This window comes from Streptomyces sp. NBC_00016 (assembly GCF_045040885.1).
GTDB lineage: Bacteria > Actinomycetota > Actinomycetes > Streptomycetales > Streptomycetaceae > Streptomyces > Streptomyces coriariae.
On sequence record NZ_CP108304.1, the window covers coordinates 8,991,689 to 9,003,706 of the forward strand.

The following is a 12,018-nucleotide window of genomic DNA, read 5'->3' on the forward strand; positions in this document are numbered from 1 at the left end:
ACCAGGAACGGAGCCCTGCCGGGACGATCCCGGGAGCCCTTCCGCGACGTGCTCGACGGCCCGCTGACGGTGGCTCGTTCTCAGCGGGCTCGTTCTCAGCGGTGCAGTGACTGCGCCCAGTTCTCCGGCACCCGCCCGGCCGGGCCCGGCACGGGCTGGTCCGCGGGGTGAGCGGCCGGAGCGGCGAGCTCGGGCCCGGACTCGTACAGCTCGTCGGTGGAGTAGTCCCAGAACCACTCCTCGCCCGGCTCGAAACTGCGCACCAGGGGATGCCCGGTCGCCTTGTAGTGAGCGGTGGCGTGCTGCGCGGGGGAGGAGTCGCAGCAGCCGACATGGCCGCAGCTCGCGCAGCGTCGCAGGTGGAACCACCAGCCGCCCGCCGCGTCGCAGTCCACGCAGCCGGCACTGCTGGGCGGGACGCTCGGGTCGATCGCGTCTACGTCGGTCATGCGGGCTCCTCGGCGGTCTCGGGGTCCGGTGCGCTCTCGGGGTCGGGGGCGGTCAGCGGCAGCAGCACCTGGAAGCGGGTGTCGCCCGGCACGGACTCCACATGGAGGTTGCCGTGGTGCTTGTTGACGACGATCCGCCAGGAGATGTCCAGGCCGAGCCCGGTGCCCTCGCCCACCGGCTTGGTGGTGAAGAAGGGGTCGAAGATGCGGCCCCGGACGTCCGGCGGGATGCCGGGGCCCGTGTCGCGGAACTCCACCAGCAGCCGGTCGCCCTCGCGTGCCGTCCGCACGGTCAACGTGCCCTCGCCGCCTGCGCTGTTGACGGCGAAGACGGCGTTGTCGACGAGGTTCGTCCACACCTGGTTGAGCTCCGCCGGGTAGGCCGGGATCGCCGGGAGCGCACGGTCGTAGTCCTTGACGACCTCGATGCGCTGCCCGATCTTGCCCGACAGCATCAGCAGCGTGCTGTCGAGGAGTTCGTGCACGTCGACGACCCGGTAGGGGGCGCGGTCGAGCTGCGAGTACTGCTTGGCGGCGTCGACGAGGTGCGAGATGCGGTTGGTGGAGTCGTCGATCTCGTCCATCAACAGCTCGGTCTCGACCGTGTAGTTGAGCCAGCCCATCGCGCCCGGCAGGGTGTCCTCGTCGACCGCGGCCGCGACCTGCTCCAGCCAGTCCACGTCCAGCCCGGCCTGTACGAAGGTCGGCGCGATCCGCCAGCCCTCCTGGATGCCGTGGTCGTCGAGCCAGTCGGTGAGGTCGTCCTCCCGGTCGGAGGCCTCCAGCGGGCTCAGCACCGGTGCCTTGGCGACCAGTTCGGCCGTCCGCTCCTGGATCTCGATCAGCCGGGTCAGTGCCTCCGCGTCATAGGCTCCGGAGGCGATGACGGCCAGCTTGTGCCGCATCTTCGCCACCCGCTCCCGCAGCGTCGCGGTGGCCCGCACGGCCGCCGCGGCCGGGTTGTTGAGCTCATGGGTCAGGCCCGCCGACAACGAGCCCAGGGCCAGCAGCCGTTCCCGCTGTCCGACGGCCCGCTGGGTGTTCTTCGAGCCGAAGAACAGCCCCTCCAGCAGGTGCGCCGCCATCGGGAACCACTCCCGCATGATGGCCGAGAACGACTCGGCGGGCAGCACGAAGAACCGCGTCGGCTCGGTCACCCGCATCGAGTTGTTGTAGACCTGCGGCACCTGGTCCCCCAGGTAGGCCTGCATGGCCCCGGCGTACACCCCGCGCTGGGAGGTGCGGCTCACCTCGATGTCGTCGCCGCCGACCCGGCGGTACAGCACGACCGAGCCCTCGACCATCACGTAGAAGCAGGTCGCCGGATCGCCCTCGGTGTACACCGGACCGGGCTCGAACCTCTCCACCCGGCCCTCGCTGCACAGCCGTCCGAGCTGCTCGGGGGAGAGCTTCTCGAACAGGAACAGCGAGCTGATCTCGGTCGGGCTGCACGGCATCAACTGCCCGCTCATGACTGCTCCAGGTACCGGTGGACGAGCATCACGGCCATGGCTCCCTCTCCTACGGCGGACGCGACGCGCTTCGCGGACTCGGCGCGCGCGTCGCCCGCCACGAACACGCCGGGAACACTGGTCTCCAGGTGGTACGGCGGCCGGTCCAGCGCCCAGTCCGCCGGCGGCCGCCCGTCCGGCGTCAGGTCGGGCCCGGCGAGGATGAATCCGCGCTCGTCGCGCAGCACCGTGCCGTCCAGCCAGCCGGTCAGCGGGGCCGCGCCGATGAACACGAACATCCACTGCGCGTCGACGAGTTCGGTCTCGCCGGTCGTCACGTCCCGCAGGGTCAGCTGCTCCAGGTGGCCGTCCCCGTGCGCGGCCGCGACGACCGTGCCGGGGCGCACGGAGATGTTGGGCGACTCGTCGATCTGCTGGATCAGGTAGTACGACATCGACGCAGCCAGGGACTCCCCGCGCACCAGCAGCGTGACGGACTTGGCGCCTCTCGCCAGGTACATGGCCGCCTGGCCGGCCGAGTTGGCGCCGCCCACGATGTAGACGTCCTGTCCCTGGCAGGAGGCCGCCTCGGTGAGCGCCGACCCGTAGAACACCCCGCAGCCGGTCAGGTCGTCGCAGCCCGGCGCCGCCAGCTGCCGGTACGACACGCCCGTCGCGAGGATCACGCTGTGCGCGGCCACCGCCGAGCCGTCCGAGAACCGCACGACGCGCGCGGAGCCGTTGACCTCGAGCCCGGTCACCTCGCGCGCGGTGAGGATCTCGGCGCCGAACTTGGTGGCCTGCCGCCGCGCCCGGTCGGTGAGCTGCGCCCCGGACACGCCGTCCGGGAAGCCCAGGTAGTTCTCGATACGGGAGCTCTGCCCGGCCTGTCCACCGGTCGCGGACCGTTCCACCAGCACGGTGCGCAGGCCCTCGGAGGCCCCGTACACCGCCGAGCCGAGCCCGGCCGGGCCGCCGCCGATCACCACCAGGTCGTAGAAGTCGGCCGTCGGCGTCGTCGCCAGCCCCACGTGGGCGGCCAGTTCGGGCGCGTCCGGCTCGACCAGGGGCGTGCCGTCCGCGGTGACCACCAGCGGCAGCCGCTGCCCGTCGACCCCGGCCGCGGCCAGCAGCCGCTGCCCCTCCGGCTCGTCGGCGGAGTACCAGCGGTACGGCACCTGGTTGCGGGCCAGGAACTCCCGCACCTCCGACGACCGCGCCGACCAGCGGTGCCCGACCACCTTCGTGGCGGGCACGGGCCGGTGGTCGCTCGACCGCCAGGCGTCCAGCAGATCGTCCAGGACGGGGTAGAGCTTCTCCTCCGGCGGGTCCCACGGCTTGAGCAGATAGTGGTCGAGGTCGACGACGTTGATCGCGTCGATCGCCGCGCTCGTGTCGGCGTACGCGGTCAGCAGCACGCGACGGGCGCCCGGATACACGTCCAGGGCCTGCTCGAGGAACTCGATGCCGTTCATCTGGGGCATCCGGTAGTCGGCGAGGATGACCGCCACCAGGTCGCCACGGAGTTTCAGCTCGCGCAGCGCCTCCAACGCGGACTCCCCGGACTCGGCGCGCACGATCCGGTACGTGCCGCCGTAACGGCGCCGCAGGTCACGGGCGACGGCACGGGAGACCCCCGGGTCGTCGTCCACGGTCAGGATGACGGTCCGCGCCGAATCGGCGGCCTGTGCCATACGTCTCCCACCCCGAGAGGGTCGTCACTCACGGCGGCACGGCGAAGCCCGCGCGCCGGCTCCGCCCATCGTATGTTCGATCGCGCCGCTCCGCTCCGGGATACCGGCGGACCGTGCGCTCCGAGGACAGGGCCGGGCACACACGGTCAAGACGGCCGCCGCGCCCCCAGCACGCAGAACTCGTTGCCCTCGGGGTCGACCAGCGTCACCCACGGCTGCTCGCCCTGTCCGATGTCCGTGTGGCGGGCACCCAGGGACAGCAGGCGGGTCACCTCGGCGTGCTGGTCGTCGGGGCGGAAGTCCAGATGGAGCCGGTTCTTGACCGTCTTCGTCTCCGGTACGGGCACGAAGATCAGGCCCGGCAGCCGGTCCCGCTCCGGTCGGATCTCGTACTCGTCGGACGCGTCGTTGATCACCACCCAGCCGAGGGCCGCGGCCCACCAGCGCCCCAGCGCCACCGGGTCGGCCGAGTCGACGACCACTTGCTCCCACTCGAGTGCCATGGCCGAAGCGTAGTGAAGACTGGGCCCGACGGATGTGATCACGACACGAGGAGGCGGCGGGATGACGGTCCCGATCACGGCAGGGGTCGACGGGACGGACGAGAGCCTCGCGGCGCTCGCCTGGGCGGCCCGCGAGGCCGTCCGGCGCGACCTGGAACTGCGGGTGGTGCACGCCTGGCGGTTCCAGCCGAACGCGGCGGCCGACGTGGCGGACCGGGACGCCCAGGAGCGGTGGGTGCGGGACTCCGTGCGGGAGGCCGTCGCGACGGTCGCCGAGCGGCACCCGGCGCTCTCCGTCACCACCGACGTCCAGGAGGGCAGCCCGGTCGAGACGCTCGTCGCCGCCGCGGCGGACGCGGAACTGCTGGTGCTCGGCTCGCGCGGGCACGGAGCGGTGGTCGGGTTCCTGCTGGGCTCGGTCGGCCAGCAGGTGATCGCCGAGGCCGCGCGCCCGGTCGTGCTGGTCCGCGCCGGTGACAAACCGTCGTCCGAGGTGGCCGGCCACGAGATCGTCGTCGGCCAGCACGGCGAGCCCGAGGACAGCGCCCCCGCGCTGCGCTTCGCGTTCGAGACGGCGGCCGCCCGGGGCGCGGGCGTCCGTGCGGTACGGGCCTGGACGCTCCCGCCGGTGTTCGCCTACAGCCCCGGCTCGCTCAAGCTCGCCGACGACGCCGGCGGTCTGGAGCCGTACGAGAAGAAGGCGCTGGCCGCGGCCCTGGAACCGTGGCGGGAGCGGTTCCCCGACGTGCCGGTGGTGGAACACGTGGAGATGGGCAGCGCCGGGCAGGTGCTGCTGTCGGTGTCCGGGCGGGCGCAGCTGATGGTGGTCGGCCGCCGCGCCCATCGCACGGCCGTGGGCGCCCGGATCGGCTCGGTGGCGCACGGCGTCCTGCACCACGCGGACTGCCCGGTCGCCGTCGTGCCCCACGACTGAGTCGCTCCGACCGACTCACTCCGGGATCGTCGGCTCCAGGGTCTCCCGTGCCTTGGGCAGGATCCTCATGATGTAGTCCTCGACCGCCGTGTCGAGCCCGATGTCGTGCTGCGCGTGCTCCGAGAGGTACCAGCGGTGTTCGAGGAGCTCGTGGTAGATCTCCGCCGCGTCCATGGAGCCGCGCAGCTCGAGGGGGACCGCGCGCACGGTGGGCCGGAAGACGTCCCGCACCCAGCGGTGCGCCAGCACCTCCGGACGGGCGGCGAGGGGGTCGCCCGGGGCGTAGTCGTCCTGGGTGGCCATCCAGCTCTCCAGGTCGTTCAGCAGCCGCCGGGCCTGGTTCTCCTCGGTGTCCAGGCCGGTGAGGCGCAGCAGCTGGCGCTGGTGGTGGCCCGCGTCGACGACCTTGGGCACGAAGGTGACCGTGTCGCCGTTGGAGGAGTGCTCGATCTGCATCTCGGCGACGTCGAAACCGAGCTCGTTGAGCCGGCGGATCCGGCGTTCGATGTAGTGGTACTTGCCCGCCGGGTAGACCGAGGTGCGGGTCAGTTCCTCCCACAGCGCCCCGTAGCGGGCGCAGATCTCCGTGCCGAACTCGATCGGGTCCACGGAGGGGTGCAGCGCCCCGGACGCCTCCAGGTCGAGCAGCTCGCCGCTGATGTTGACGCGGGCGAGGTCGAGGTCGTAGTCGCGCTGGCCGGGGCTCAGCTGGGGGTGCAGGTCGCCGGTCTCGGCGTCGACGAGGTAGGCGGCGTAGGCGCCCGCGTCCCGTCGGAACAGCGTGTTGGACAGCGAGCAGTCGCCCCACGCGAACCCGGCCAGATGCAGCCGCACCAGCAGCACGGCGAGGGCGTCCATGAGCCGGTGCATGGTCGCCGGGCGCATGGTCGTCTCGAACATCGAGCGGTACGGCATCGAGCCGCCCAGATGCCGGGTGACCAGCACCGATTCCAGCGGGACGCCGCCCTCGTCGGCGCGGCCGGTCACCACGGCCAGCGGGTCGACGGCGGGGATGCCGAGCCGGTCCAGGTCGCGCAGCAGCTCGTACTCGCGCAGCGCGGGGCGCTCGGCGAGCTCCTTGACGGCGATCACCTCGTCGCCGGCCTGGGCGTAGCGCACCACGTGGCGGGAGATGCCGCGCGGCAGCGGGACGAGGACCTCCTCGGGCCACTCCTCCAGGGGCAGGTGCCAGGGCAGCTCCAGCAGGAGTGCCGGATGCTCCGGGTTGGTGGCGCTGATCTGCAAAGCCATGGCCTGACCTTAGACGGCGCGTTCGCGGGCCTGCTGGGCCGCCGCCTTCACGGACCCCTGGTGCAGCGGACCGTGCCCGGGCAGCAGCAGGTCGGCCGGGAGCCCTTCGATCACGCCCAGGGACTCCACCGCGCGGGCGCGCTCGTGGTGGAACATGTCCGGCAGCAGCTGCGGTCCCGCCAGCCGGGAGGTCGGATGGCCGCTGACCAGGGCGTCGCCGGAGATGACCACGCCCGCCTCCGGGAGGTGGAAGACGGCGTGGCCGTCGGTGTGGCCGGGGGTGTGCACCGGGACCGGGCGGCCGGGCAGGTCGAGCGGGCCGCCGGCGCCGGGAAACGCCTCGGGCGCGGCGACCGGGTGCTGCTCGGTGCCGCCGGAGCGCAGCGCGTGCACCATCCACGGCAGGACGCCGGGCCGCCAGGCGTTCCTCAGCACCTCGCCCACGCTCACCTGCTGGAGGAACTCCCGTCGGGCGTGCGGCACTTCGGCCTCGTGCAGATACACCGGGGTGCCGTAGACGGAGCGCAGGTGCTCGGCGGAGCCCAGGTGGTCGTTGTGGGCGTGGGTGATCAGCACGGCCGCGACCGCCTCCGGCGAACTGCCCACGGAGGCGAGGGAGTCCAGGACCAGCTGCCGGTCTCCCGGGTAGCCGGTGTCGATCAGGGTGACGGCGTCCCCTTCGGTGAGGATCACCCAGTTGGTGTTGCTGCCGTGCACCAGGTAGGTGCCGTCCGCCACTTGCCGTACGTCTGCCCGCATGGCCGTCCCGTGTCCTGGAGATCCGTCGTCGACGGGGACAGCAAAGCAGATCACCGGACGGATGTGGACGGTGGGGTTCCACGCATGCCGAACAGGAATCTCGTCACCCGCGTCCGGCGCACCCCGTACTCGTACACCAGCAGGATCACCGTCAGCGAAGCGGCCACGATCGCCGCGTACTTGACGCCGATCGGCGCCGGCCAGCCGACCACGCCGTAGGCGAAGGCGACGACCACCGGCTGGTGGAGCACGTACAACGGCAGCGCCGCGACCGCGAGATACCCCAGGACCCGGCCGGGCGGCCGGCGGTGCGGCCGGGGCCGGGGCCGGTCCAGCAGTCCCAGGATCGCCAGCACCCAGGCCCAGCCCGCCGCGCCGAACAGTGCCCGGGTCACCAGCGCGAGCGTGGTCCGGTCGGTGAACGGGTCGTCCGCGCTCATGAAACCGGGGGCGGTCGCCGCGAACAGCGCCAGTCCGAGCAGGCCGGCCGGCACGGCCACGCGTCGCGTCCCGGCCCGGATCCGGTCGTCGCCGGACAGCGCGTAGCCGTGGACGAAGAACACCAGGTACGCCCAGCGGTTCCAGCCGGCGTAGCTCTCCTCCATGCCCAGCAGGGAGTCGATCGCGGCGAGCGGGAGGGCGGGCAGGAGCAGCAGGCCCGGTCGGCGCGTCACCGCGTCGCCGATCCGCGGCGCACCGCGGGCCAGTGGGCCCGCGATCGGGGCGAGGAGCAGGCAGAAGGCGAGCAGGAGGACCACGAACCACAGGTGGCCGGTCTCGAAGTGCTCCCCGCGCAGGACGAAGGGGAAGTCGCCGAGGTCGGGGCGGACATCGAAGAAGTGCAGCCAGAACCGTCCGTACGGCTCGTCGTGGCCGGGGTCGGCGGCGCGCAGCCGCAGCCACTGCGGGACGGGGACGATGGTGAGCGTCGCGAGGACCAGCGGGACACCGAGGCGCAGCAGGCGTTCGCGGGCGAATCCGCCGGGGCCGCGCCGGCCGATCGAGTAGTGGGCACCGAGACCGGCCACGAGGAAGAGCATCGGCATCGCCCACACCACCCCGAGCCCCGCGACGACGGTGACGACCTCGGTCGTGTCGCGGTTCTTGACGTAGAAGTCGTCGTCCGGGGAGAAGACCAGGGCGGCGTGGAAGAAGACCAGGCCGACGACCACGAGGGCGCGCAGGACGTCCAGTTCCGTCCGCCGGGGCCGCGCGCTCGCCGGTGCCCCGGCGGTGGACGCGGGCTCCGGCGGGTCGGTCATGCGGTCAAACTACGTACCCCTGAGGGGTAGGGACACAGGTACCGTCGGCTCCGTTTCAGCGCACCCCGCGCGGGCGGAACTGGACGCTGATGCGCGGCCCGGCGGCGCGGGTGGACTTCGGCACGCAGTGCTCCCAGGTCCGCTGGCAGGAGCCGCCCATCACGATCAGGTCGCCGTGTCCCAGCGGGCGCCGTACCGTCTCGCCGCCGCGCGCCGGGCGCAGCAGCAGGTCGCGCGGGGAGCCCACGGAGAGGATCGCGACCATGGTGTCCTCCCGGGCGCCGCGGCCGATCCGGTCGCCGTGCCAGGCGACGCTGTCCCGGCCGTCGCGGTAGTGGCACAGGCCGGCGCTGACGAAGGGCTCGCCCAGTTCCTCGGCGTAGTGCGCGGACAGCGCCCGACGCGCCTGGGTCAGCACCGGGTGGGGCAGCTCCTCACCGGCTCCGTAGAAGGCCAGCAGGCGCGGGACGTCGATGACGTTGTCGTACATCTTCCGGCGCTCGGCACGCCAGGGAACCCCGGTCGCCAGCTCTTCGAACAGGGTGTCCGAGCCGGTCAGCCAGCCCGGCAGCACGTCGATCCAGGCGCCCGCCCCGAGCGTGGTCCGGCGGATCCCGTCGAGGGAGCCGAGACCCAGTTCGTCGGTCTGGTCGAAGAGGGAGCCCTGGAGGTGGTGCGCGGTCATGGTCCCAGCGTACGCCTTAATCGAAAATATGTTCCCTTCGGTTGTCCCGCGCCGGAAGTGGAGGTGATGCGGCTTGCTTCGCAAGGTCTTTCGATACATCGGTGTATCGGATACATTCCCGTATCGAACGGAGGTCCGAGATGGCGGCGGAGCAGGTCGAACAGGCCGAGCAGACCGGGCGGACGACGACCGGGCGCGTCACCAGGCGCCGGGTCCGTACGCGGGCCCGGCTGCTCGACGCCGCCTTCGAGGTGTTCGCGGCCAAGGGCTTCGGGCGGGTCTCCATCGAGGAGGTCTGCGAGGCCGCCGGCTACAGCAGGGGCGCCTTCTACTCCAACTTCGACAGCCTGGACGAGCTGTTCTTCGCCCTCTACCGGCAACGGGCCGACCTGATCGCCGAGCAGGTGTCCGGGGCCCTCGCCCTCGACGGACCCGACCTCGACGTGCCCGCCGCCGTCGACCGGGTCACCGAGGTGCTCCTGCTCGACCTGGACTGGCTCCTGGTCAAGACGGACTTCCTGGTGCACGCCGCGCGCGCCCCGGACGTCGCGCAGACCCTGCTGGAACACCGGGCGCGGCTGCGGCGGGCGATCGCCGACCGGCTCGCCCGGGCCCGGGGCCTCGCCGAACCGCCGGCCGTGCTCGGGGACGTCGACAGCGCGGCGCACGCCGTGGTCGCGGCCTACGACGGAGTCACCGCCCAACTGCTGCTGGACAAGGACGTCGAGGGTGCTCGTGTCTGGCTGAAGCAACTGCTCACCGCGCTGTTGACCGACGGCAGCGGCACCCCGGAATGACATCCTCAGGAGAAAGGCAGCGGACGCCATGGACGCGGACGTCATCGTCGTCGGAGCGGGCCTCGCGGGCCTGGTCGCGGCGCACGAACTCACCAGCAGGGGCCGGCGGGTCGCCCTGGTCGACCAGGAGAACGCCGCCAACCTCGGCGGCCAGGCGTTCTGGTCCTTCGGCGGGCTCTTCCTCGTCGACTCCCCGGAGCAGCGCCGCCTCGGCATCAAGGACTCCTTCGACCTCGCCTGGAACGACTGGCAGGGCAGCGCGCAGTTCGACCGCGCCGACGACGAGGACTCCTGGGCGGTGCGCTGGGCGCGCGCCTACGTCGAGTTCGCGGCGGGGGAGAAGCGGCCCTGGCTCGCCGGGCACGGGATCTCCTTCGTGCCGACCGTCGGCTGGGCGGAGCGCGGCGATCTGCGCGCCGACGGACACGGCAACTCCGTGCCCCGCTTCCATGTCGCCTGGGGCACCGGCACGGGCGTCGTCGAGCCGTTCGTGCGGTACGCCAAGCAGGCGGCGAAGGACGGGCTGCTGACCTTCCACCACCGGCACCAGGTGGACGAGCTGGTCCTGGACGACGGCGCCGCCCGCGGGGTGCGCGGCACGGTCCTCGCCCCCGACGACAGCGCGCGAGGCGTCGCCTCCAACCGCGACCGCATCGGCGACTTCGAGCTGACCGCCCAGGCCGTGGTCGTCACCAGCGGCGGCATCGGCGCCAACCACGAGATCGTGCGGCGCTACTGGCCCGAGCGGCTGGGCACGCCGCCCGCCGAGATGGTCACCGGTGTTCCCGCCTACGTCGACGGCCGGATGCTCGACATCAGTGCCGGGGCCGGCGTCCGACTGGTCAACCGCGACCGCATGTGGCACTACACCGAGGGCATCCAGAACTGGGACCCGATCTGGCCCGGCCACGGCATCCGCATCCTGCCCGGCCCGTCCTCCCTGTGGTTCGACGCCCTCGGCCGCCGCCTGCCCGACCCGTGCCTGCCGGGCTACGACACGCTCAACACGCTCAAGCACCTGCGGACGACCGAGGACATCGCCGGGCACGACCACTCCTGGTTCATCCTCACCCGCAAGATCGTCGAGAAGGAGTTCGCGCTCTCGGGCTCCGAGCAGAACCCCGACATCACCGCCAAGGACCGCAAGGCCGTCCTGCGCGACCGGCTGCTCGGCAAGGGCGCCCCGGCGCCGGTGCAGGCGTTCCTCGACCGCGGCGCGGACTTCGTCATCGCCGACACCCTCGACAAGCTCGTCGAGAAGATGAACGGGCTGACGGAGAAGGCGCTGCTCGACGTGGACACCCTGCGCCGCCAGATCCAGGCCCGCGACCTCCAGATGGCCAACCCGTACGCCAAGGACTCCCAGGTCCAGGGCATCCGCAACGCGCGCCGCTACATCGGCGACCGGCTCGGCCGGGTCGCCACCCCGCACCGCGTCCTGGACCCCGCGGCCGGCCCGCTCATCGCCGTCAAGCTGCACGTCCTCACCCGCAAGACCCTCGGCGGCATCCAGACCGACCTCGACTCGCGCGCCCTGGGCGCCGACGGACAGCCGGTCGAGGGCCTGTACGCGGCGGGCGAGGTGGCCGGCTTCGGCGGCGGTGGCGTGCACGGCTACAACGCCCTCGAAGGCACCTTCCTCGGCGGCTGCCTCTTCTCCGGACGGGCCGCGGGCCGGGCCGCGGCCCGCCAGACGGGCTGAGGGAGGGCCCGACGGGGACGGCCAGGAAGACGGGCTGACGGACGGGCTGACGGCGTGCAGGCGCGCAGGTGGACGGGCCGGCGGCGGGCCCCCTCCCGGACCGTCAGTGCCGGTCCGCCTCCAGCAGGCGGACCAGCACCGCCGTATGGCTCTGCTCCGGGGACTTCGCGGACGTCAGCAGCGTCACCGGCCCCTCGTGGACCGACGCCCGCAACCGGTCGAGCAGTCCGGCCGCCTCGGGCTCGGTCAGCTCCGCCTCGTAGCGGCGCGCGAACTCCTCGTACGACCCCTCGCCCGCGTGGTACCAGCGGCGCAGCTCGGTGGACGGGGTGAGGCCCTTGGGCCACTCGTCCACGCGGGCCGCGTCCTTGGACACCCCGCGCGGCCACAGCCGGTCGACCAGGACCCGCACTCCGTCGTCGGGCTCGGGCGGGTCGTAGACACGACGCACGCGGACACTCATGGGCGGGCCGTCCGTCCGTCATCGGGTGGGCAGGTCCTGCCGAGCGTAGGCCCCGCAGGCCCGCCGAC

The 12,018-nt window shown here is 72.5% G+C and carries 12 protein-coding genes; 3 read left to right on the top strand and 9 right to left on the bottom strand.

Annotated features, from left to right (window positions below):
- Positions 1-95: 95 nt before the first annotated feature.
- The 4 genes from OG933_RS39995 to OG933_RS40010 form a co-directional block, all read right to left on the bottom strand.
- A complete protein-coding gene (locus OG933_RS39995; RefSeq protein ID WP_362531014.1) occupies positions 96-449 on the bottom strand; it encodes a UBP-type zinc finger domain-containing protein in 354 nt (117 codons plus the stop codon).
- Complete coding sequence (locus OG933_RS40000; RefSeq protein WP_362531017.1) at positions 446-1,921, bottom strand: ATP-binding protein; 1,476 nt, start codon at positions 1,919-1,921, stop codon at positions 446-448. Before OG933_RS40000 ends, OG933_RS39995 begins: the two co-directional genes overlap by 4 nt.
- A complete protein-coding gene (locus tag OG933_RS40005; RefSeq protein WP_405631975.1) occupies positions 1,918-3,594 on the bottom strand; it encodes an FAD-dependent oxidoreductase in 1,677 nt (558 codons plus the stop codon). The genes OG933_RS40000 and OG933_RS40005 overlap by 4 nt, the downstream gene beginning before the upstream one ends.
- Positions 3,595-3,740: 146 nt before the next feature.
- Complete coding sequence (locus OG933_RS40010; protein ID WP_362531021.1) at positions 3,741-4,097, bottom strand: VOC family protein; 357 nt, start codon at positions 4,095-4,097, stop codon at positions 3,741-3,743.
- A 61-nt stretch (positions 4,098-4,158) separates the two neighbouring features.
- Between OG933_RS40010 and OG933_RS40015 the strand changes: the two genes are divergently transcribed.
- Positions 4,159-5,031: a universal stress protein gene (locus OG933_RS40015; RefSeq protein ID WP_405631977.1), complete on the top strand. Its 873-nt coding sequence runs from the start codon at positions 4,159-4,161 to the stop codon at positions 5,029-5,031.
- A 15-nt stretch (positions 5,032-5,046) separates the two neighbouring features.
- On the opposite strand, the gene OG933_RS40020 is transcribed toward OG933_RS40015, so the two are convergent.
- Genes OG933_RS40020 through OG933_RS40035 form a run of 4 tightly spaced genes read right to left on the bottom strand, consistent with a single transcriptional unit; the run spans position 5,047 to position 8,988 of the window.
- Positions 5,047-6,282 (bottom strand): DUF4032 domain-containing protein, encoded by a 1,236-nt coding sequence (locus OG933_RS40020; RefSeq protein WP_405631979.1) that lies wholly within the window; start codon positions 6,280-6,282, stop codon positions 5,047-5,049.
- A gap of 9 nt (positions 6,283-6,291) precedes the next feature.
- Positions 6,292-7,041: an MBL fold metallo-hydrolase gene (locus tag OG933_RS40025; protein ID WP_362531030.1), complete on the bottom strand. Its 750-nt coding sequence runs from the start codon at positions 7,039-7,041 to the stop codon at positions 6,292-6,294.
- Positions 7,042-7,091: 50 nt separating this feature from the next.
- Positions 7,092-8,303: an acyltransferase family protein gene (locus OG933_RS40030; protein ID WP_405631983.1), complete on the bottom strand. Its 1,212-nt coding sequence runs from the start codon at positions 8,301-8,303 to the stop codon at positions 7,092-7,094.
- Positions 8,304-8,358: 55 nt separating this feature from the next.
- Complete coding sequence (locus OG933_RS40035; RefSeq protein WP_362531036.1) at positions 8,359-8,988, bottom strand: alpha-ketoglutarate-dependent dioxygenase AlkB; 630 nt, start codon at positions 8,986-8,988, stop codon at positions 8,359-8,361.
- A 140-nt stretch (positions 8,989-9,128) separates the two neighbouring features.
- On the opposite strand from OG933_RS40035, the gene OG933_RS40040 reads away from it, so the two are divergent.
- A complete protein-coding gene (locus tag OG933_RS40040; RefSeq protein WP_405631986.1) occupies positions 9,129-9,785 on the top strand; it encodes a TetR/AcrR family transcriptional regulator in 657 nt (218 codons plus the stop codon).
- A 28-nt stretch (positions 9,786-9,813) separates the two neighbouring features.
- Positions 9,814-11,487 (top strand): FAD-binding dehydrogenase, encoded by a 1,674-nt coding sequence (locus tag OG933_RS40045; protein WP_362531041.1) that lies wholly within the window; start codon positions 9,814-9,816, stop codon positions 11,485-11,487.
- A 103-nt stretch (positions 11,488-11,590) separates the two neighbouring features.
- On the opposite strand, the gene OG933_RS40050 is transcribed toward OG933_RS40045, so the two are convergent.
- Positions 11,591-11,950, bottom strand: coding sequence for a DUF488 family protein (locus tag OG933_RS40050; protein WP_362531045.1), 360 nt, complete (start codon positions 11,948-11,950; stop codon positions 11,591-11,593).
- Positions 11,951-12,018: the final 68 nt, after the last annotated feature.

Excerpts from the sequence above, each read along its gene's own strand:
- OG933_RS39995 (WP_362531014.1), bottom strand. The coding sequence starts at position 449 with ATGACCGACGTAGACGCGATCGACCCGAGCGTCCCGCCCAGCAGTGCC.
- OG933_RS40000 (WP_362531017.1), bottom strand. The coding sequence starts at position 1,921 with ATGAGCGGGCAGTTGATGCCGTGCAGCCCGACCGAGATCAGCTCGCTG.
- OG933_RS40005 (WP_405631975.1), bottom strand. The coding sequence starts at position 3,594 with ATGGCACAGGCCGCCGATTCGGCGCGGACCGTCATCCTGACCGTGGAC.
- OG933_RS40010 (WP_362531021.1), bottom strand. The coding sequence starts at position 4,097 with ATGGCACTCGAGTGGGAGCAAGTGGTCGTCGACTCGGCCGACCCGGTG.
- OG933_RS40015 (WP_405631977.1), top strand. The coding sequence starts at position 4,159 with ATGACGGTCCCGATCACGGCAGGGGTCGACGGGACGGACGAGAGCCTC.
- OG933_RS40020 (WP_405631979.1), bottom strand. The coding sequence starts at position 6,282 with ATGGCTTTGCAGATCAGCGCCACCAACCCGGAGCATCCGGCACTCCTG.
- OG933_RS40025 (WP_362531030.1), bottom strand. The coding sequence starts at position 7,041 with ATGCGGGCAGACGTACGGCAAGTGGCGGACGGCACCTACCTGGTGCAC.
- OG933_RS40030 (WP_405631983.1), bottom strand. The coding sequence starts at position 8,303 with ATGACCGACCCGCCGGAGCCCGCGTCCACCGCCGGGGCACCGGCGAGC.
- OG933_RS40035 (WP_362531036.1), bottom strand. The coding sequence starts at position 8,988 with ATGACCGCGCACCACCTCCAGGGCTCCCTCTTCGACCAGACCGACGAA.
- OG933_RS40040 (WP_405631986.1), top strand. The coding sequence starts at position 9,129 with ATGGCGGCGGAGCAGGTCGAACAGGCCGAGCAGACCGGGCGGACGACG.
- OG933_RS40045 (WP_362531041.1), top strand. The coding sequence starts at position 9,814 with ATGGACGCGGACGTCATCGTCGTCGGAGCGGGCCTCGCGGGCCTGGTC.
- OG933_RS40050 (WP_362531045.1), bottom strand. The coding sequence starts at position 11,950 with ATGAGTGTCCGCGTGCGTCGTGTCTACGACCCGCCCGAGCCCGACGAC.